18 protein-coding genes are annotated in these 20545 nt (G+C 61.4%); 7 read left to right on the top strand and 11 right to left on the bottom strand.

The window, feature by feature from the left end; all coding sequences use genetic code 11:
- Positions 1-149: 149 nt before the first annotated feature.
- From rhlE1 to BLS87_RS25875, 5 genes are all read right to left on the bottom strand, one after another.
- On the bottom strand, positions 150-1487 hold the full coding sequence (rhlE1, locus tag BLS87_RS25895) for an RNA helicase RhlE1 (protein ID WP_074757080.1): 1338 nt from the start codon (positions 1485-1487) through the stop codon (positions 150-152).
- Positions 1488-1534: 47 nt separating this feature from the next.
- The gene (gene yedA / locus BLS87_RS25890; RefSeq protein WP_074757078.1) at positions 1535-2434 is read right to left on the bottom strand and encodes a drug/metabolite exporter YedA; all 900 of its coding nucleotides are present in this window, start codon (positions 2432-2434) and stop codon (positions 1535-1537) included.
- 125 nt (positions 2435-2559) lie between these two features.
- Entirely contained in the window at positions 2560-3174 is a 615-nt protein-coding gene (locus BLS87_RS25885) for a 3'-5' exonuclease (RefSeq protein ID WP_074757076.1), read from the bottom strand.
- Positions 3175-3306: 132 nt separating this feature from the next.
- Entirely contained in the window at positions 3307-3786 is a 480-nt protein-coding gene (locus BLS87_RS25880) for an NYN domain-containing protein (protein WP_074757074.1), read from the bottom strand.
- 279 nt (positions 3787-4065) lie between these two features.
- Complete coding sequence (locus tag BLS87_RS25875) at positions 4066-4869, bottom strand: DUF2076 domain-containing protein (RefSeq protein ID WP_074757072.1); 804 nt, start codon at positions 4867-4869, stop codon at positions 4066-4068.
- Positions 4870-5061: 192 nt separating this feature from the next.
- Between BLS87_RS25875 and BLS87_RS25870 the strand changes: the two genes are divergently transcribed.
- Together BLS87_RS25870 and BLS87_RS25865 are read left to right on the top strand one after the other, a co-directional pair.
- Positions 5062-5721, top strand: coding sequence for a YciC family protein (locus BLS87_RS25870; protein ID WP_074757070.1), 660 nt, complete (start codon positions 5062-5064; stop codon positions 5719-5721).
- A gap of 9 nt (positions 5722-5730) precedes the next feature.
- Positions 5731-6822 (top strand): endonuclease/exonuclease/phosphatase family protein, encoded by a 1092-nt coding sequence (locus tag BLS87_RS25865; RefSeq protein WP_074757068.1) that lies wholly within the window; start codon positions 5731-5733, stop codon positions 6820-6822.
- A gap of 391 nt (positions 6823-7213) precedes the next feature.
- On the opposite strand, the gene hrpB is transcribed toward BLS87_RS25865, so the two are convergent.
- Entirely contained in the window at positions 7214-9745 is a 2532-nt protein-coding gene (gene hrpB / locus BLS87_RS25860; RefSeq protein ID WP_074757066.1) for an ATP-dependent helicase HrpB, read from the bottom strand.
- A 142-nt stretch (positions 9746-9887) separates the two neighbouring features.
- On the opposite strand from hrpB, the gene BLS87_RS25855 reads away from it, so the two are divergent.
- On the top strand, positions 9888-10313 hold the full coding sequence (locus tag BLS87_RS25855) for a polyribonucleotide nucleotidyltransferase (RefSeq protein WP_074757064.1): 426 nt from the start codon (positions 9888-9890) through the stop codon (positions 10311-10313).
- Positions 10314-10344: 31 nt separating this feature from the next.
- The gene (locus BLS87_RS25850) at positions 10345-11250 is read left to right on the top strand and encodes a cation diffusion facilitator family transporter (protein WP_074757062.1); all 906 of its coding nucleotides are present in this window, start codon (positions 10345-10347) and stop codon (positions 11248-11250) included.
- Between the two features lie 482 nt (positions 11251-11732).
- Here BLS87_RS25850 and BLS87_RS25845 read toward each other — a convergent pair whose 3' ends face one another.
- Positions 11733-12521, bottom strand: a complete 789-nt coding sequence (locus tag BLS87_RS25845) for a DUF6515 family protein (protein WP_083370763.1) — start codon at positions 12519-12521, stop codon at positions 11733-11735.
- Between BLS87_RS25845 and BLS87_RS35015 the strand changes: the two genes are divergently transcribed.
- The 3 genes from BLS87_RS35015 to BLS87_RS25835 all read left to right on the top strand — a co-directional run bounded on the left by BLS87_RS35015 (position 12474) and on the right by BLS87_RS25835 (position 14126).
- Positions 12474-13100: a hypothetical protein gene (locus BLS87_RS35015; protein ID WP_341845439.1), complete on the top strand. Its 627-nt coding sequence runs from the start codon at positions 12474-12476 to the stop codon at positions 13098-13100. The two genes, BLS87_RS25845 and BLS87_RS35015, sit on opposite strands and share 48 nt — an antisense overlap.
- Before the next feature lie 283 nt (positions 13101-13383).
- A complete protein-coding gene (locus BLS87_RS25840) occupies positions 13384-13863 on the top strand; it encodes an Lrp/AsnC family transcriptional regulator (protein WP_074757058.1) in 480 nt (159 codons plus the stop codon).
- Between the two features lie 56 nt (positions 13864-13919).
- Complete coding sequence (locus BLS87_RS25835) at positions 13920-14126, top strand: DUF2788 domain-containing protein (protein WP_074757056.1); 207 nt, start codon at positions 13920-13922, stop codon at positions 14124-14126.
- Positions 14127-14290: 164 nt separating this feature from the next.
- On the opposite strand, the gene BLS87_RS25830 is transcribed toward BLS87_RS25835, so the two are convergent.
- The 4 genes from BLS87_RS25830 to BLS87_RS25815 form a co-directional block, all read right to left on the bottom strand.
- Positions 14291-14923 (bottom strand): pseudouridine synthase, encoded by a 633-nt coding sequence (locus BLS87_RS25830; RefSeq protein ID WP_074757054.1) that lies wholly within the window; start codon positions 14921-14923, stop codon positions 14291-14293.
- Between the two features lie 76 nt (positions 14924-14999).
- Positions 15000-16472, bottom strand: a complete 1473-nt coding sequence (amn, locus tag BLS87_RS25825) for an AMP nucleosidase (RefSeq protein WP_167362105.1) — start codon at positions 16470-16472, stop codon at positions 15000-15002.
- Between the two features lie 321 nt (positions 16473-16793).
- Complete coding sequence (locus tag BLS87_RS25820) at positions 16794-18440, bottom strand: acyl-CoA dehydrogenase family protein (RefSeq protein WP_074757052.1); 1647 nt, start codon at positions 18438-18440, stop codon at positions 16794-16796.
- An 89-nt stretch (positions 18441-18529) separates the two neighbouring features.
- Positions 18530-20497, bottom strand: coding sequence for a sensor histidine kinase (locus BLS87_RS25815; protein ID WP_074757050.1), 1968 nt, complete (start codon positions 20495-20497; stop codon positions 18530-18532).
- Between the last annotated feature and the right edge of the window lie 48 nt (positions 20498-20545).

The following is a 20545-nucleotide window of genomic DNA, read 5'->3' as shown; positions in this document are numbered from 1 at the left end:
TGTCCATGAAAGGCTGGGTTGAATGTAGTTAATCTTGAAGCAATGGTTTGCCGAGTACGTCTACAGCGCACCCACGCGACGGGGAAGAACAGAGCGGCATTTTAGCGGCAAGTTCTGTTCTTGCTAACCCGTTAGTCCAAAAAGCTTATTTAAGGCTTACGCTTCCTCGGCCCCGTATTGAAAGCCGGCACTTTCCTCACAGGCTTCGCAGCTGGCGCTTCAGCCACGGTTTCGCCGCTGTCGACCCATTTGCCCAGGTTGCGTTTACCGCCACCGCCGCTGACTTTCGGTTTCTTTGGTTTTTTCGGCTTTTTGAGGATCTGGCCGGTTGCGTCGGTCGCCGGGACGCGGTGTTCGGGGATGAAGTCGGGTTCTTCACGGCGTTGGAGGGTCTGACGGGTGAGCACTTCGATGGCGCTGAGCAGTTCGACTTCGTCAGCGCACACCAGCGAAATGGCTTCGCCGGTCTGGCCCGCACGACCGGTGCGGCCAATGCGGTGGATGTAGTCTTCGGCGACGATCGGCAGGTCGAGGTTGACCACGGTCGGCAGGTCGTCGATGTCCAGACCGCGCGCGGCCACGTCGGTGGCGACGAGGATCTGCACTTCACCGGCCTTGAAACGATCGAGCGCCCGCTGACGCGTCGCTTGCGGTTTGTCGCCGTGGATGCCGTCGGCATTGATACTCAGGCCTTGCAGGCGTTCGACCAGTTGATCGACGCCGACGCGGGTCTTGGCGAACACCAGCACCTGGCTCCAGCGCTGTTTTTTTAGCAAGTGAATGAACAGCTCGCTTTTGCGCTTCTTGTCGACGGTCACGACCCATTGCTTGACCGAAGACGCCGCGACGTTGCGCGGGCTGACTTCGATGCTCAGCGGGTTGTCGAGCATCTGCCCGGCCAGCGCGCGGATCGAGTCGGAGAAGGTTGCGGAGAACAGCAGGGTCTGCCGACGCTTGGGCAGCGCGGCATAAATATCGCGCAGCTCTTCGGAGAAGCCGAGGTCGAGCATGCGGTCCGCTTCGTCGAGGATCAGGGTTTGAACCTGAGAGAACTTCACCGCGTTCTGGCGATACAGGTCGAGCAGACGTCCCGGCGTTGCCACCAGGACGTCGACGCCACGGCGCAGCTTCATCATTTGCGGGTTGATGCTCACGCCGCCGTAGACCGCGTAGGTCGTCAGTGGGAGGTGTTCGGCGTACTGGCGGATCGCCTCGTGAACCTGCTCGGCCAGCTCGCGGGTCGGCACCAGCACCAGCGCGCGCACGGAGTTGGCAGCGACTTTCGGGCCTTCCATGGTCAGGCGTTGCAGCAGCGGCAAGGCGAAGCCTGCGGTCTTGCCGGTGCCAGTCTGTGCGGCCGCCATCAGGTCGCGGCCTTCCAGCACAGGCGGGATCGCCTTGGCCTGAACGGGGGTGGGCGTCTGGTAGCCAAGCGCTTCAAGCGCGCGCAGCAAGGGTTCGATCAGGCCAAGAGAGGCGAATGTCATGTGTATACCGTTGGAAAAGGGTCGTGCGTTGCGCAATGGCGCGCAGTTTACCCGGTTTGCACCGGGTTCTGCTTGCGCCACTGTGGCAAGCCGATCAACACCACGGCGCTGATGATCACGGCCATTGCCGCCGCCTCGGCCGGGCCGATGTGCTCGTCGGCGAACAGCATGCCCAACAGAACGGCAACCGCCGGGTTGACGTAGGCGTAACTGGTGGCCGCGGCGGGCCGCACGTTCTTCAGCAAGTACATATAAGAGCTGAACGCGACGATGGAGCCGAACACCACGAGATACGCCATCACCAGCCAGCCGGACATGCCGGGCGACTGGGTCATGCGCTCACCGCTGACGTAGCTGCCGATCAGCATCATGGCCCCGGCAACCAACATTTCGCAGGCGCTGGCCATGGGCCCGGCCGGCAACGGCAGATAGCGACTCCACACCGAGCCGAAGGACCACGTGGCGGCCGCGAAAATCACCAGTGCCGCGCCCATCGGGCTGGCTTGCAGGTTCGAACCCAGGTTGAGCAGCGCGATACCGATCAGGCCCAGCACGATCCCCGCCCACTCCAGCCGTGTATTGCGATGGCCCCAGATCAGGCCAAACAGCAACGTGAACAACGGCACCACGGCCACCGCCAACGCTGCGACACCGGAGGCCACACCGGCATGTTCGGCCAGGGTCACGGCGCCGTTGCCGCAGGCCAACAACAGGAAACCGATCATCGCGGCCGCCTTCCATTGCTGCCAGGTCGGCATCGGCGCACCGCGCCAGCGCATGAACGCGAACAAGATCGACCCGGCAATCGTGAAGCGAACACCGGCCATCATCAGCGGTGGCCAGGTTTCGATACCAATGCGGATGGCCAGATAGGTGGAGCCCCAAATGACATAAAGCGCGAAAAAGGCGCCGATGAGGAGCAAAGGAAAACGGCGGGAAGCAGGCATGAGGGGCTCGAGGGCTAAGAATTTATTATTGGAATGATTCTAAAAATGTCGGCCCGGACAATGTCAGTAACAACTGAGGTTTATTCGACCCGTACACTTTTTACACAGCAGCAATACATCAGGCATCACGCGCCACGATGTTTGCTGATCGCTTCGGCCATTTTCTTCGCCGGGACTTTTTGCAGTGTGCACAGCAGTTGATGGGAGACACCGGCAATGCCGTGGGTATTGCGCAGTTCATGGCTCAAGTGCGCCGTCAGGTTGGCCGCCATCTCGGCATCGGCCATGGCCCGGTGAGCCTTCCCTGTGTGCGGCAGGCCAGCCCAGCTCGTCAATGTGCCGAGCTTGTGATTCGGCGCGCCGGGCATCAGGCGTCTAGCCAGCAGCATTGAGCAGGCAAAGCTCTGTTCACGATTGCGTTTGATGCGTGAGAGTTCGAAATCCCAGAACTTCTGGTCGAAGGAGGCGTTGTGGGCGACCAACGGGGTCAGGCCGACGAACTCGGCGACTTCATTCATGACGCGCTCGGCCGGTGGCGCCGTGCGCAGCATGCTGTTGCTGATGCCGGTCAGCGACTCGATGAACGACGGAATACGCACGCCAGCGTTCATCAGGCTCTGATAACGCTCGACGATGACGCCCTGCTCCATGATCACCACGGCAATCTCGGTGGCCCGGCAACTGCTGCTCGGGGAGATGCCGGTGGTTTCAAAGTCGATGACGGCGATGCGTTCAAGCATGGTGTAAACCTTTCTTCAAATGACTCAATAGCCTGTAGGAGCGCGCTTGCCCGCGAAAAATGGAACAGACGATAGAGAGTTATCAGCCATGCCAACGATTTCGCGGGCAAGCGCGCTTCTACAGTTCGATGTTCAGCTTTTGAGCAAAAAACTGCCTTCGATCGGCACATACCGACTGGCCGCGCGGATCAGGGAATTGGCGGTCAGGCCCGGTACGCCGTAAGCCACGGCTTCGACGCCGTGCTTGCTGATGATGCGCTCAAGCAACAGGTCGAAATCGCCGTCGCCGGAGGCCAGCACAACTTCGTCGACGTTCGGCGCGACGTCCATGATGTCGATGGTGATCCCCACGTCCCAGTCGCCCTTGGCCGAGCCATCGCTGCGCTGGATGTAGGGTTTGAGTTTGACGGTGAAGCCGAGATTGCGAAGGATCTGCTGGAATTGCTGCTGCTTGCTGTCGCCACGGTCGATGGCGTACGCATAAGCCTCGACGATTTGGCCGCGCTGGCTGATGTCCGCCCACAGAGCGGCATAGTTGAAGTGGCAACCATGAGCCTGACGCACGGTGTAATACAGGTTCTGTACGTCGGCGAACACCGCGATTCTTCTCACCCGAACTCCTCGATGCGCTGACAAGCGACGATGGTCCGACAGCCGGACCGGCGCTCAGTATGCCAGTTTGAGGAGGGGATTGAAGACTTCAGTATTAAACGGGGAGTACGTATCAACGCAGAATTGAGCTGCGAACCAAAACCTGTGGGAGCGAATTCATTCGCGATAGGCCAGGCCCGGCAACACAACTGCGGCGCCTGGGGTATTTTTCGCGAATGAATTCGCTCCCACAGTGGTCCGCGTGCGGTCAGGCAGACCGCAAGCGGTTTGAATCACAAATCAGACGTAGTAATCGTCGTCATCGCCGCCAAACAGGCCGCCGCTGTCGCCGTTGCCGTAATCGGTATCGGCAAAACCGCCTGAGTCATTGCCCCAGCCATCATTGCTGGTCACGCGTTGTTGATCGTCACCCCAACCGCCGCTGTTGCCATTGCCGAAATCACTCTCGGCCGCCGGCTGGGCAGGCTGTTGTTCGATGATCTCGACAACTTCCTGAGGCTGGCTGTTGTGGTGGAACAGGCTGCTGATACCTTCTGCCAGCATCACACCGCCGGCCACGCCGGCTGCGGTTTTCAGCGCGCCGCCCAGGAAGCCACTGCCGATTGGCGCAGCAGGAGCCTGTTGTTGCGGCTGGGCATAGTTGCCCTGCGCAGGTGCGTTATACGGTGGAGGGCTGGCAGGGCCGCTGTCACGCCAGCCACCTGCAGAGGGCTGCGGACTGGACGGACGTGAGAACGACGAGGCGGGCTGTTGCGCCTGTGGCTCGCGAGAACCGCCGCCGAAGATGCTCGACAGAAACCCGCCACCGCCCTGAGCCGGCGCGGTCTGCGCCTTGGCACGCTGGAGTTCAGCCTGCAGTTGCTGGATCTGCTCGTCGCGTTGACGGTTTTGCGCTTCCATCTGTTTGAGCGCAACTTCCTGGACCAGGATCGCCTGCGCCATGTAATAAGGTGCGGTAGGCTGCCGGGTCAGGTGCTCCTTGATCAGCGCCTCGGCCTGGGCGTCGCGGGGGGCCGAATCGGTTTCTGCTTGCTTGAGTTTGGTAAACAAGCCGTCGATCAGGGTTTGCTCTTCGCTGTTCATGGCGACCTCGTTAGATTGCCGTAGGAATTCTGTGACTGACCACAGTGTCAGACATAAACAGTAATGGGGCGTTTCAAGGGCGTTTCAATAGGATGTAAAAAAAGTTAAGAACCCTTGAAGACGTGTGTCACGTTGGCCCGCTCACCGGCTCTACGTTAAAGTGTCGGCCTGCTTTTTCCCTGTGAAGCCTTCATGAATCCTCTGACCATCATTCAAGACTCGCTGTATTTCTTCCGGCGTAATTTCGCCAGCATTCTGACGTTGTGCCTGCCGCTGGTGATCCTTGAGGCACTGACCAAACAGTTGCTGGGCAGCGCGGTGGGCGATGGATCGGCGAGCTGGCAATTGCTGATCGGCCTGCTGTTCTATCCGCTGTACACCGGCGCGCTGATTCTGTTTCTGGACGCGAAAAGCCGGGGCGAAGAACCTGCCAAGCGCAATCTGCTGGCGGCGACGCTGCGCATGTGGCCGACCTTTGCGGTGCTGACAGCCTTGAGCACCCTGCTGATCATGGCGGGCCTTTCACTGTTCATCGTTCCTGGCGTGTGGGTCATGATCAAGCTGGTGTTCTCCGAATACCTGCTGGTGCTGCGCGGCCTCGGCCCGCTGGAGGCGATGCGTGAAAGCTTCAAGATGAGCAAGGGCCACGTGGTGCGGATTCTGGTCTGCGTGCTGTTCGTCTACATTCCGCTGTCGGTGCTCGAGGGGCTGAGCTTCTACGTACTGCCCGACCAACAAAGCCCGCTGCTGTCGCTGATCGTCGACAGCGTTTCCAGCTTCCTGCAGCTGTTCATCAGTGTGGTGATGTTCCGCCTGTTCATGCTGATCGACGAGCCCGCGCAGCCGGCCTGAGGAACGCCGATGTCCCGGTTATTGCGCGCTGCCATCTGCCTTGCCCTGCTTGCCGCATTGATGGCCGGCTTGATCTACGAAGTGACCTGGCATCCCGCCCGGCATGAGCGCATGCCGGTCAGCTGCAATGCCAAAGACGCAGCGCCGCCGACGCTGGTGCCTGGCCAGGCGCTCAAGGTGATGACCTGGAACATTCAGTACCTGGCGGGCAAGCGCTATGTGTTCTGGTACGACATGGCAGACGGCAGCGGCCCGGACGAACGTCCCACCCCGGAAGACATCGCCTATAACCTGGACGAAGTCGCGCGGGTGCTTCGTGACGAACAGCCGGACATCGTGCTGTTGCAGGAAGTCGATGACGGCGCCAAGAACACCGACTACGTAAACCAACTGGCGCTGCTGCAGGAGCGGGTGACGGACCTTTACCCGTGCAGCACCGAGGCGTTCTACTGGAAATCCGACTTCGTGCCGGACAGCCACATTTACGGCAGCGTCGGCACCAAGCTGGCCACGCTAAGCCGCTTTCAGATAGACAAGGCCGAACGCCTGCAACTGCCTTCGCCGGACGGCAATCTGATCGGGCGACAATTCGAACCCAAGCGTGCGCTGTTGGTGAGCTATCTGCCACTGAGCAATGGCAAGCATCTGGCGGTGGTGAATACCCATCTGGGCGACTTCAAGCCAGGCGACGACACCGTGCAGCGTCAAGTCGCGGCCACGACTCAGTTATTGAATGCGTTCGAGCACGCAGGTACGCCGTGGATCAGCGGCGGCGACTTCAACCTGCTGCCCCAAGGTCAGTATCAACGTCTGCCGGCCGGGCAGCGCGAGCATTATGCCCCGGACAGCGAGCTGCACACCCTGTGGGATAAGTACCCGATGATCCCGAGCAACGAAGACGTCAACGGAGACGAACCGCGCAAGTGGTACACCCGTTTCCCCAACGACCCACGCGTGAGTGGGCCTGATCGCACGCAGGATTACCTCTTCTACAGCCCGGCGCTGAAGCGCATCGACGCCCAGGTTCGTCAGGCGGACACCTTGCTGATTTCCGATCACCTGCCGGTGATCGCGCGGTTCTTGTTGCCTGCGGGGCAGTAGATGGCCTGTTGACGGTTGACGGCGACTGCTTTGATTCTGGCCCGAGGCCGTAGCAACTGTCTTCCTCACACCACATGTGCAGCCTCTTCTGGAGGCTTTGATGCTGCCCGCAGGGCGTAGGAGCGTGGCTTGTCCCGCGATCTGGCGCGAAGCGGCAGTAACGTCAGGCAACTCGGTGTGTCAGCTAGACCGCATCAGCCGGGTTTGCTGCCGGTTCCCGGCAGATCGCGGGGCAAGCCACGCTCCTACGCCCTCCGGGCAGACGCCGTTTTCCCATAGGCCGCAGTCCGGCTTGCCGACGATCTGCCGGTGCCCGGCAGAAGCGGACTGAGGGTGAGACCAAGTCCCACACCCCTCGGGCGGAATCAAAAGCCGACGGCCGCCTCCGACTCTATTTCCTCGGCTTCACCCGCGCGGTCGGCTCTGCGATCAAAGGATCGTCCGGCCAGTAGTGCTTTGGATACCGACCTTTGAGATCCTTCTTCACCTCCGCATAGGTGCTGCGCCAGAAGTTGGCGAGATCCTGCGTCACCTGCACCGGGCGCCGTGCGGGAGACAGCAGGTGCAGTTTGACGATCTGTCGGCCATTGGCGATGCGCGGGGTGTCGGACAGGCCGAACAGCTCCTGCAGCCTGACCGCCAGAATCGGCGGGTATTCGCTGTAATCCAGACGGACTGACGAGCCCGAAGGCACGCTCAAATGATGCGGGGCCTGTTCGTCCAGCCGTTGCGGCAAGGGCCAGGGCAACAGGTTGTGCAGGATCGACGACAGGTCCAGATTGCCGAAATGACTCAACCGCGTGACCTTGCCCAGATACGGCAGCAACCAGTGCTCAAGCCTCTCCAGCAGCGCCGCGTTGCTGACGTCCGGCCATTCGCTGCTGCCCTGTTGCTCAAGGTCCAGATGACGCAGCAACCCTACTCGCGCCTGCCACTGACGCAACTCTGGCGTCCATGGCAAAAGCTCCAGCCCTTTGCGCCGCACCAGCGCCAGCAGCGCTTGACCCCGTGCAGAATCGTCCAGGCCGGTCAGCGGCTCGCGACTGATGATCAACTCACCCGCCTTACGCTGCCGCTCGGCCCGGAAGACACCTTCGCGTTCGTCCCAGTCCAGCTGATCAAACGAGGTGACCTGCTCCGCCAGCACTGAATCGAACAGCGCAGGATCGAACTCGGCCGCCAGGTAAATACGTTCTTCTTTCTGCCCCTGACGACTGCCCAGGTCCGCGATCACCAACCAGGGCTCTTTCATCAGCGCATCGGGTTCCGAGAACAACGCGGCCCGCCCGTTAGCCAGGCGGTATTCGGCGCCGCCTGCTCGACGCTGTTGCGCCACCCGGTCGGGGTACGCCAACGCCAGCAAGGCGCCGAGCCAGCGGGGATGGTCCGGATCGGTCACGGGTGTTTTCGCGGCCCCTCTGAGGTAACCGCGATACTGCCTGGACTGCTGTTTCGCCCGCTGCACGCCACCTTGCGCCCCTCGGGTTGCCCGTTCTGTCCCGGCGAGCAAGGTCAGGCGGCTGTGCAGGTCGGCGCCCGCGCCACGCAGGATGTCGCGCTCGCCCAGTAACGCGGCGACGTCGCACGCCAATGGCCCCAGACCCAGCTCCTGCCCGCGAAGCAATAAATGCCCGATGCGAGGGTGGGCGGGCAATTCCGCCATCGACTGGCCGTGCGGCGTGAGTGTGTAGTCTTCACCCGGCTTGCGGCTCAGGGCGCCAAGGCGACCGAGTAGATCCTGCGCCTGCGCATAAGCCGCTGCCGGTGGCGCGTCCAGCCAGACCAACTGCGCAGGCTCAACGCCCCAGCGTGCCAGTTGCAGCGCCAGGCCCGCGAGGTCTGCTTGCAGGATTTCCGCCGCACCGTAGGCCGCGAGCTGCTCATGCTGCGCTTCAGACCACAGGCGATAACACACGCCCGGCTCCAGACGGCCTGCACGGCCAGCCCGTTGCGTCGCGCTGGCCCGGGAGATGCGCTGCGTGTCGAGTCGCGTCATGCCACTGCCCGGATCGAAACGCGGCACGCGCGCCAAGCCGGCATCGATCACCACCCGCACACCGTCAATGGTCAAACTGGTTTCGGCGATGTTGGTCGCCAGCACCACCTTGCGTTTGCCGCTGGGCGCCGGTTCGATCGCCGCGCGCTGCGCGCTCAGGTCCAGCTCGCCATGCAGCGGGCAGAGCATGACATCGCTACGCTCGCCCAGCGCGTCGGCCAATTGCTGATTGACCCGGCGAATCTCCGCCTGCCCTGGCAGGAACACCAGCACACTGCCGGACTCATTGCCCAGGGCGTCGAGCACGGTTTGCACTACGCGCGGTTCGATGAACTCGCCCGGCTGGAAGGGACGGCCCCACTGTATCGACACCGTGAACATCCGCCCTTCGCTGCTGACCACTGGCGCGTCATCGAGCAGACTCGACAGCCGTTCACCCTCCAGCGTCGCCGACATCAGCAGAATTTTCAGCGACTGCTCGTCCCTGAACAGCGCACGGCCATTAAGACTTAACGCCAATGCCAGGTCTGCATCGAGACTCCGTTCGTGAAATTCGTCGAAAATCAGCAATCCGACGCCCTCAAGCGACGGGTCTTCCTGCAGGCGGCGCGTGAGAATGCCTTCGGTCACGACTTCGATGCGGGTGTTGGGCCCCACCTTGCTGTCGAGGCGAATCCGGTAACCCACGGTTTCCCCGACCTGCTCGCCCAGCTCCGACGCCAGCCGCTCCGCCGCTGCCCTGGCCGCAAGGCGCCGGGGCTCAAGCATCAGGATCGTCTGCCCTGCCAGCCACGACTCGTGCAAAAGCGCGAGCGGAACACGGGTGGTCTTGCCTGCGCCGGGTGGTGCTTCCAGGACGGCTTCGTCACGGTCGGCAAGGGCCTGGCGCAACGCAGGCAGAACGGCATCAATGGGCAGAGAAATCATGAGGGCTCCTGAAACAGACCGCGATTATACGGACGCACGTCGCGGTTTGTTTACCCAGCCACAGAACCGTCTCTTCGGTTGGATAGTCTTATTGATTAGGCATTTGCCTTGTATAGTTGCGACTTCCTCTGAGGAGATCTCCATGCGCATCCCTTCCCGTTTGATCGGCGGTGTTCTGATCGCCAGCCTGCTGACCCAACTGACCGCCTGCGGCAGCATTTTCTACCCTGACCGCCGCGGTCAGATTCAAGGCAGCGGCAGAATGGACCCCGCCATCGTGGTGCTCGACGCCATCGGCCTGCTGTTCTACATCATTCCCGGCGTGATCGCCTTTGCGGTCGACTTCGCCACGGGCGCCATCTACTTGCCGAGCGGCAAGCAAGCGCAGATCGATCCGCAAAAGCTGCAGCCTGCGGTGCGCGCTGACGGCACGGTGGACAACGCCAAACTGCAAGCCATCATCCAGACTGAGCTGGGCCGTACGTTGCCACTGGACGACCCACGCTTGATCCAGCACAAAGGCAGCACCGAGCAACTCGCATCGCTGGGCCTGGTGCCGTCGGCCTGATGTTTTCAATGCTGTCATTTAAGGAAGCGCCATGAGCAGCAGCCCTGAACACGCCCGGTTATTGCGTCTGGCGACGCGGGCCTCGCTGGCCGTCGCCAGTATTCTGATCGTCGCCAAGGCCGTGGCCTGGTGGCTGAGCGGCTCGGTCAGCCTGCTCGCGGGCCTGACGGATTCGCTGCTCGATGGCGCGGCCTCGTTTCTCAATCTGCTGGCGGTGCATTACGCGCTGCGTCCCGCCGATGACGACCACCGTTACGGGCACGGCAAGGCCGAAGCGTTGTCAGGCATGGCTCAGGCGCTGTTCATTGCGGTCAGTGCCTTCCTGATCGGCTTTCAGGCCATTGAACGCATTCAGCATCCGCAACCGTTGGGCGCGCCGGGCCTGGGTATTCTGGTGATGGTGCTGTCGATCGCCCTCACGGTGATGCTGCTGATGTTCCAGCACAAAGTCGTGAAGGAAACCGGCTCTGCGGCTATTCGCGCCGACTCGTTGCATTACCGCTCCGACCTGCTGCTGAATGCCAGCATCATGGTTGCGCTGGGCCTGGCGTATTTCGGCTATGACCAGCTGGATGCGTATTTCGGCCTGGTCATCGCGGTGTACATCCTGTGGAGCGCGATCTCGATTGCACGGGAAACCATCTCGGTGCTGATGGATGCCGAGCTTGATCCCAGCGTCAGCGCTCGCATGCTGGACTTGGCACAGAACGTACCGGGCGTGCTCGGCGCCCATGATCTGCGCACCCGAATCTCGGGCAATCACTGGTTCGTGCAGTTGCACCTTGAGTTGCCCGGCGAGTTGACGCTCTCCGTGGCGCACGATCTGTGTGAGCAGGTTGAACGGGCGATTATGGCTGAATTCCCGAAGTCCGAAGTGCTGGTGCACGCGGACCCTCAGGAAGTGGTGAACAGGGCGAACAGTCCTGTGTTGAATTGAGTTGCGGTGCGGTGACCACTTGCTGATCTGACTGCTGACCTGTGGGTGCGAGCTTGGTCTGGGCGGCATTCCGACGTAGGCGGTGGGTCATCGACATTGAGGGTGAGTGATCCACCGCATTCGCGGCCCTCGTAACCTCGGACTGCTCCTACAGGGATTGCGGTGCTCTGATGCTTTGCGGCATTCCGACGGAGGCGGTGGGTCATCGACATTGAGGGTGAGTGACCCACCGCGTTCGTCCGAGTGCGGCCCAGACCCTCGTAAACTCGGACTGCTCCTACAGGGATTGCGGTGTTCCGAAGACTTGGGGACGACGCTGACACTGTAGGAGCGCGCTTGCCCGCGATTGCGGTATGTCAGTCGACGGCAATGCTGAATGACCCACCGCGTTCGCGGCCCTCGTAAACTCGGACTGCTCCTACAGGGATTGCGGTGATCCGAAGCTTTGCGGCATGGACACAACCTATAGGAGTGACATAGTCCTACTGCTGAACGTTGTACCCACGGCTCGCATAACATCCCGCCATCGCTTGCCGGTAAATGCCGACGACTTCGGGCGCGGGTTGATAGCTTGCGTTGGCCGGATCGAAGTTGCTCTGCTGCACGGCATAGCGATAACAGTCATAACGATCCTGCTCGACCTGCTGCTGCGTCTGGCCATTGGCCGGATACGCAACCACGTCGAACGGGTCGGTGGGCTGCTGAGGCGGTTGCGGCAGGGTTTCCGGGCTGTACACCGGTTCGACGCCCTGCGGCGGTTCGGCGACCACGTATTCCTGAGTGCTTTGCTCGTAGGTGTAATAGGTGCCGGCCGCGAGGAAGAACAGCGCGCTGCCTAACCAGACCTGCTGCGCATAGTCAGGCAGATAACGCACCCGAACCCCACGGGGCGGAGCGACCACGACATAACGGGGGCCTTGCGGGCGATACCAATAACCACCCGAGTAGAAGTAGTCGTTGCCGCGATAGGGCACGCGGGAATAGCCACCCGGCATACGGTCTATTTCATAACCAGGGCGATAGCGCGGTCCGCCGCCCCAACCGTCGCCATGACCACCCGGCCGACCGGCCTGCCAGTTTCCATGGGGTTGCTGGTCGCGCGGGAGGTCGCGGTAAAAACCCTGGCGCGGCTGTTCGGTCTGACGCACGGTGTCGGGCCGACTCTGGATCGGCAGATTGCCCTGGCGGTCCTGTAACTGGCGCTGCTGCAACTGCTGTTGTTGATGGCGTTGTTGCTGCTGAAGCTGCTCCTGACGCTGCTGCTGTTGCATCTGCTGCTGTTGTTGCTGATTGCGCTCGCGCTCCTGCTGCTGACGCTGCTGATCGAAGCGCTGCTGCTGGTTCTGCTGAATCTGGCGCTTCTGGTTGAGTTGCTCCTGCTGGCGTTGCTGCTGGTACTGCTGCTGTTGCTGCTGGCGTTGTTGTTGCTGCTGTTGCTGCTGTTGTTCGCGCTGCTGATTCTGCTGGCGATCTTCATTGAAGCTGCGTTGCTGGTTCTGTTGCTGCTGACGCTGATTATCGAAGCTACGCTGCTGTTGCTGACGCTGCTCATTGTGTTGTTGCTGTTGCTGTTGCTGCTGATTATTATCGTCGGCCAGCACCTGAGCACTGATGCTCAAGGCCAAAAGACTGACACCTGCCAAACGCCAGATGCGCATGTTCATGCTTTCCTCACTGCGGCGCGGATACCTGTTGATAGGACTGCATTCTGGGTGCGCCGTTCGCCGCACTCTATCAGCGTGCCGGATGAAACTGTAGGCGTGCGCGTGCGCCCGATGCGATGGCTCTGTGCCGAAGCGCTCGCTAAAAATCGCAGGCACAAAAAAGAGGGCTCATGGGCCCTCTCTTGAATACTTCGTCCTGGCTCGACGCTTTTGACGCCGGCTCACCTCGCATCGTCTTCTGAACAGTGCGTAGCCCGGTGGCCTGGTCAACCCTGTTGGGCTGGAGGCCGCGGCTGGCCTGATTCGGCGGGCCGCGCTGGACGCTGTGTCCGGGCAGTGATTCTGGTTAAAAGAATAGGCTTTGACGGGCGACAGAGGATTGCGAATGTTGCTGGTGAAAACACCACTTGCGCAATTTTTCACTTCGGATGAATAATTCAGCGCAATCTATCCAATAAAGGTGTCAATCGTGAGCAAGCTCGACAGATATGACCTGAGCATTTTGGCGGAGCTGCAACGCGACGCGCGTATTTCCAATCAGGAGCTGGCCGAACGCATCGGTCTTTCTCCCTCGCCCTGTTCGCGCCGGGTTAAACAATTGGAAGACGACGGCTATATCGTGCGCCAGGTCGCCCTGCTCGATCGCAAAAAACTGGGGTTGAGCCTGACGGCGTATGTGCTGATCGGCATGGACCGACACGCGCCCGACCGCTTCGAGAACTTCGAACAGCACATCCGCAACCTGCCGCAAGTGCTGGAGTGCAGCCTGGTCACCGGCATCGATGCCGACTATCAGCTGAAGGTCGTGGTGCCGGACATGGACCACTATCAGAAATTTCTGCTCGGCCACCTGACCCGCATCGATGGCGTGACCAGCGTGCGCTCAAGTTTCGTGCTCAATCAGGTGCTGGCCAGCACCGAATTACCCCTGGTGCATCTGCGCAGCTGACGCGCAACCCGACAGACCTATAATCGCCAGTCATACCGACTCACCGGAGACGCCCGATGGAACCCGAAGTGTTCGAAGAATGGATGATGACCATTCTGGTCACCGTGTTGATCGGCTTCATGTGTTTCATCGTCTGGGACCTGGCGAAGAAATCCAAAGCCGGACGCTTTGGCACGATGATCCTGTTCGGTGTCCTGGGCCTTGGGGTGTTGGCGTTCGTGATCAAGAGCGTGGTGATTGCCTATCTTGAGCAGCATGGCTGAAGTCGTTAGCGCCGACAGTCTGTTTTTTGTAGGAGCGCGCTTGCCCGCGATAGCGGTATATGAGCGACATCATCGGTAACTGACAGATGGCAATCGCGGGCAAGCGCGCTCCTACAAGGGTTCGCACCCAGCGCGGGATTTTCGGCGAATGCTGAGCCCAAGGCCTACAGTTTTGCCGGCACTTCCTTCCACTGCCCTTGATCCAGCCCCTCGATGCTCCAGTCGCCAATGCGCACACGCACCAGCCTCAACGTCGGCAACCCAACGGCCGCAGTCATTCGGCGTACCTGCCGATTACGCCCTTCCTTGATGATCAACTCCAGCCAGCTAGTCGGCACGCTCTTGCGAAAGCGGACCGGCGGGTTGCGCGGCCACAGCTCTGGTTCATCCAGTAGTCGCGCCTGCGCCGGTAGCGTCGGGCCGTCGTTCAGTTCGACGCCGTCGCGCAGCTGTTGCAGCTGCGCTTCAGACGGCTCGCCCTCGACCTGCACCCAGTAGGTTTTGGCCAGTTTGTGTTTGGGGTCGGCAATGCGCGCCTGCAACTGTCCGTCGTTGGTCAGCAGCAACAGGCCCTCACTGTCGCGATCGAGCCGGCCTGCCGGGTAAATCCCGGGGATGTCGATGAAATCCTTGAGCGTGGCCCGCCCTTCTCCATCACTGAACTGGGTCAGCACGTCGAACGGTTTGTTGAACAGAACCAGTCGCGGTTCGGCGGGAGGCGCCTTGGCGACACGACGGGGTGCAGCAGAGGCATTGGGCGCGGGACGGCGCGAGGCGGGACGTTGAGTGCGAGGCATGTGGGCTCAGACTGACGGAGGTAAGCGAAAACAGAAAGGGCCACTTTAGTGGCCCTTTCGCTAAACGCCTAGCCGATTAACGGAACGGCGGCTCGTCGAAGCTGCGCAATTTGCGCGAGTGCAACGAATTCAGCTGGGTCCGCATCAGGTCCAGCGCCGCGATGCCGATCTTCAGATGCTGGGTGACCGCGCGCTCATAGAAGGCATTGGCCGAACCCGGCAGCTTGATTTCGCTGTGCAGCGGCTTGTCCGACACGCAAAGCAGCGTCCCGTACGGCACGCGCAAACGATAACCCTGAGCGGCGATGGTGCCGCTTTCCATGTCCACGGCGACCGCGCGCGACAGGTTGATCAGCGGTCGTTCCTGAGCCCAGCGCAGCTCCCAGTTGCGGTCGTCGTAGGTCAGCACGGTGCCGGTGCGCAGGCGCTTCTTCAAGTCGTCGCCACGTTCGCCGGTGATCTGCGCCGCCGACTCCTGCAACGCTAGCTGCACTTCCGCCAGTGCCGGGATCGGGATGTTCGGCGGCAACACGCGGTCAAGAATACCGTCGCGGCGCATGTAGGCGTGGGCCAGCACGTAGTCGCCAATGGTCTGCGACTGACGCAAGCCGCCGCAGTGACCGATCATCAGCCAGCAATGCGGACGCAATACGGCCAGGTGGTCGGTGATGTTCTTGGCGTTGGACGGACCGACACCGATGTTGACCAGCGTCACGCCGTGACCGTCTTCGGCAATCAGGTGGTAGGCCGGCATCTGATAGCGGTGCCAGACCACGCTGGAAACGATGGCCTGAGCCTCGCCGTAATCCATGCTCTTGTCGACGACGACGTTGCCCGGCAACACCATTTTCACGAATCGCGGGTCGTCGCGCAGTTTCTCAAGCCCGTGAACGATGAACTGGTCGACGTAGCGGTGATAGTTGGTCAGCAGGATCCACGGCTGAACATGACGCCAGTCGCTGCCGGTGTAATGCACCAGACGACGCAGCGAAAAGTCGACACGGGCGGCGTCGAACAGCGCCAGCGGCAGCGGATCGGTGTTGGCCCAGTCGTACAGGCCGTCAGCGATGCCGTCGGTGGCGGCGGACAGGTCGGTGCTCGGGAACACGCGCGCCAGCGTCGCGGCGGTCACGCCTGTGCCGGCCAGTTCGTCCCCCTGCTCGACCACGTAGGGGTAAGGAATGTTCTGCTCGCTGACGCCGACTTCCACCGTCACGGTGAAATCGTTCATCAGCGGCACGAGCTGTTCGATCAGGTATTTACGGAAGGCTGCCGGGTGGGTCACGGTGACGCTGTAGGTGCCAGGCAGTTGAACCTTGGCATAGGCGCGCGTGGTCAGCGGCACTTCGCCGTGACAGTGATAGGTCAGGCGTAATTCGGGGTAGCGGAACAGCTTGCGCTCAACGGCGTCGGGCTCGACGCGGTCTTTGAGATAACGCTTGAGCGCCTGGCTCAAGGCTGTGGTTGCACGTCCGTGCAGCTCGGCAAGCCGGTCCACAGCTTGCTCGGCGGTTTCTACGACAATAAAAGCTTCGGTCACGATGCGCATCCTTCTGATCTTGCAAGGCTCCATCTTGCCTGCAACGGAAGGGGAAGGCACGAGTTGTGTCAGGGACACCGCTTCGCGACCGTCGTAACCTCCGATGGCTCCTACAGGGACTTTCACCCGCCGCACGATCACCGGCCGACCGAAAACCGGTGTAGGAGCGTGGCTTGTCCCGCGATCTGGCGGGAACCGCCAGCAATGGCTGCAAACTCAACAGTCCTGACACCACCAAGGCGTATGGTTCACGACTGCTGCGCAGCCGATCGCGGGACAAGCGACGCTCCTACGGGCAGAAGCAGATTTCCTACATCTCAGCTCAACGTTTCAGACTTGCGGCGAGGACCTGGCTACCAATGCCTCGACATTCACCCCTCGCGGCAGCGCGCCGTATACCCGTCCCGGCTGCTCGATACGCCCGGCGATAAAACCGTCGCTGACCACCGCGTTTCCCGCTTCCAGCAGCAACTTGGCCTGCAGCCCGACGGCGATGTCTTCGGTCAACTGTCGCGCGCGGTACTGAATGTCGGAGGTGTCCTTGAACGCCGTCTTCAACTGCTCGATGTGCGCCGCCAGACGCATGTCCCCGTGACCATCGCCCAGTTCGTCGAACAGCGCATCCAGCACGCCAGGCTCCTTGGACAAGGCCCGCAAGACATCCAGGCACTGCACGTTGCCAGAACCTTCCCATGTTGAGTTGACCGGCGCCTCTCTATACAGGCGCGGCAGGATGGTGTCTTCGACATACCCCGCCCCGCCCATGCATTCAGCCGCTTCGTTGATCATCGCGGGGGCGCGTTTGCAGATCCAGTACTTGCCCACCGCCGTCACCAGCCGGGCAAACCGCGCCTCATGGGTATCGTCCAGACGCTCCAGCGAGCGCCCCATGCGCAGGCTCAGCGCCAACGCCGCTTCGCTTTCCAGCGCCAGGTCGGCGAGTACGTTCTGCATCAACGGCTGCTCGCTGAGCAGACGGCCGCTGACGCTGCGGTGCGCGCAGTGGTGCGCGGCTTGAGTCAGTGCCTGGCGCATCAAGGCGCTGGAACCGGTCATGCAATCGAAGCGAGTCATGGCGACCATTTCAATGATCGTCGGCACCCCGCGCCCTTCCTCACCGACCATCCACGCCAAAGCGCCACGGAACTCGACTTCGCTGGAGGCGTTGGACCAGTTACCCAGTTTGTTCTTCAACCTCTGAACGTAAAACTCGTTACGGGTGTCGTCCGGGCGATGGCGCGGCAGCAGGAAACAGGTCAGCCCTTTGTCGGTCTGCGCCAGCGTGAGGAAGGCGTCGCACATCGGCGCCGAGCAGAACCACTTGTGGCCCACCAGTTCGTAGGCCTGGCCAGGCCCCGGTTGACCCACCGGATACGCCCGCGTGGTGTTCGCACGCACATCGGTACCACCTTGTTTCTCGGTCATGGCCATGCCAATGGTGGCGCCCGCCTTGTGGGCGATGCCGACGTTACGCGGGTCGTACTGGGTCGCGAGAATCTTGGGCAACCAGACGTCTGCCAAATCAGGCTGCAGCTTGAGCGCAGGCACACTGGCGAATGTCATGGTCAGCGGACAGCCACTGCCCGCTTCGGCTTGCGTGTGCAGGTAACTCATGGACGCGCGGGCGACGTGGGCGCCTTCGCGAGGGTCGGTCCAGGGCAGCGAGGGAATGCCGTGCTCGACGGCGGTTTGCATCAACTGGTGATAGGCGGGATGGAACTCGACCAGATCGATGCGATGGCCGTAACGGTCATGGCTGGCGAACACCGGTTTGTTCTGGTTGGCGAGAAAGCCGGCTTCCATCAATGGCCCACCCGCCAGGGCACCGTAAGCATCGATCTTCGACTGCGCCCATCCTGCACCGAACCGCTTGGACCACTCCTGCAACGGCAGGTCGATGCGATACAGGTTGGCGCCCTCCAGTGACGGGGGCTGGTTGGTGACCTCGTGGGTCTCGGCGAACTGATGCAGGTTCATAAGGCGACTCCGGTCCGGCCATTGCGCAGCGAGCGCAGATGAAAGCCAGTGAATCACGCACCCGACGTTGAACAAAGCGCCATAGACGACTAAATAACGGCGCTTTTGCCCTCTTTCGCCCGCACCACATCCAGGCTCAACCGGAACTGGCTGCCATTGCCCGGCTCGGACTGATGGCTCAGGCGACCGCCCTGCAACTCGATCAACTGCCGACAGATCGCCAGCCCGATGCCCAGGCCGCCGTACTCGCGCGTCATCGAACCGTCCACCTGATAGAAGTTGGCGTAGAGCGTTTCTTCGTCCAGGCGATTGAAGCCGATACCCGTGTCGATCACATCGACCAGCAGGCGCACGTGATGGGCGTCGGTGCACTGACCGTTGACGCGAATCCTGATCGAACCCACCTTGGTGAACTTGACGGCGTTGTCCATCAGGCAATCCAGGCATTCGCGCAGCTTCAACGCATCGCCTTGCAGGCTGTCCGGCAAGTGCTCGGCCAGCTCGACGCTCAACGTCAGTGCCTTGCTGCGCGCAAGGGGTTCGAATGCGCTGCGCACCTGAAACAACAGATGCCGCAGGCTGAAGGCTTCGTTCTGCACACTGATCCTTCCGGCCTGAAGCTCGGTCAGGGTCAGGATGCCGTTCACGATGCCCATCATGTTTTGCGCAGAATCCGCGGCGGTCTGACGATACAACTCGATGTCGTCTTCGGCGCCTTCCATTTGCATCAGTTCCAGCGACCCAATGACGCCGTTCATCGGTGTGCGCAGCTCGTGGGTCAGCGTGGCCAGGAACTCGTCCTTCAACCGGTTACTCACCGCTAGCTGCTGGTTGAGCTTTTCAAGGTCTTTGCTCGACTGCGCCATGATTTGCGCCTGACGCTCGCGCATGGTGTTGATGCGGTCGGCCAACGCCAGCGACAGCAACGCGACCTCCACCACCGAGCCGATCTGGCTGGCGTACATCGTCCAGAAATTGTTCGGCAGATGCCCCAGCAGCATGGTGGCGTTGATCACCCCACCGATGAGAAACGCCGACCAGGCAAAGATGAAATACCGCGCAACCCGACGCCCTTTCAGCCAGGCAACGATGCCGATCAGGAGAATGACAGGCGTGAAGATCAACACCAATGCCGTGACCAGGCGCAGGGCAATGCCGTAATCCATGGTCAGCGACAAGACCATGATCACCGCCGCGCACACCATCATCAGCAACAGCGGGCCATCCATCCAGAAACCGAGCCGGGGCGTCTGCAGGAACTTGCGAGCAAACTGACTGGCAAACAGGATCGCGGCGGCAATCAGGAAGGTCGTGGACGTGTTGGCCCACCACGGATCGTCAGGCCACAGAAACTCGATCCCGGCACCATTGACCGACACCTGATACAGACCGAAGCAGCTGATATAGAGGATGTAATAGAGGTAGCTGGTGTCCCGCACGCTCAGGTAGATGAACAGGTTGTAGACCAGCATCACCGCCAGGACGCCGTAGATCATCCCGAGGATGTACAACCGCGACGGCTGCTCCTCGATGTACGCGTGGCTGGCCCACAGATTGAGGGGTGCCTGCATCGAGCCATGACTTTCGACGCGCACGTACGCCGTCTTGCTCTGATTGGCCTTCAGATTCAGGTCGAACAGGTAGTTGTTCTGTTTTATCTGGCGGCTCTGGAAAGGCAGCATGTCACCGGTTTTCCAGGTCAGACTCGGCTGCCCGGTGTCGCTGGCCAGGTAAAGGTCTACGTGATCCATCGGCGGGTAGGCCAGCTCAAGCAGCCAGTCGGCCGACGCCACGGGGTTGGTCGGGCTGTAGGTCAATTGCACCTTCAGCCAGAACGCCGACCGCGAGTAACCGGCGTTGAGCGACCCGGCGTCCAGTGCACGAAATTTTGCGGCGCCCTGGGGCGAGGAAACGTCTTCGATCGTGGCGGTGCCGGTGGGGTCTTCGAAGACCTGAGTCGCAGGGCCCAACGGCAACGACCGGGTGTTTTCGTCGAACTCGACGGCGCCTGCCAGCATCGGCAGCAGCATGAAAAGCAGCGTCAGTAAAAAGCGCATGCAACACCACCCGCTTCATTCTGGGCGGCGTGGTGAATGCCCCGTTCC

Origin of the sequence: Pseudomonas abietaniphila (assembly GCF_900100795.1) — a bacterium.
GTDB classification, from domain to species: Bacteria; Pseudomonadota; Gammaproteobacteria; order Pseudomonadales; family Pseudomonadaceae; genus Aquipseudomonas; species Aquipseudomonas abietaniphila.
Note: the sequence above shows the minus strand (reverse complement) of the source record. Positions and strands in the feature narration are given on the sequence as shown.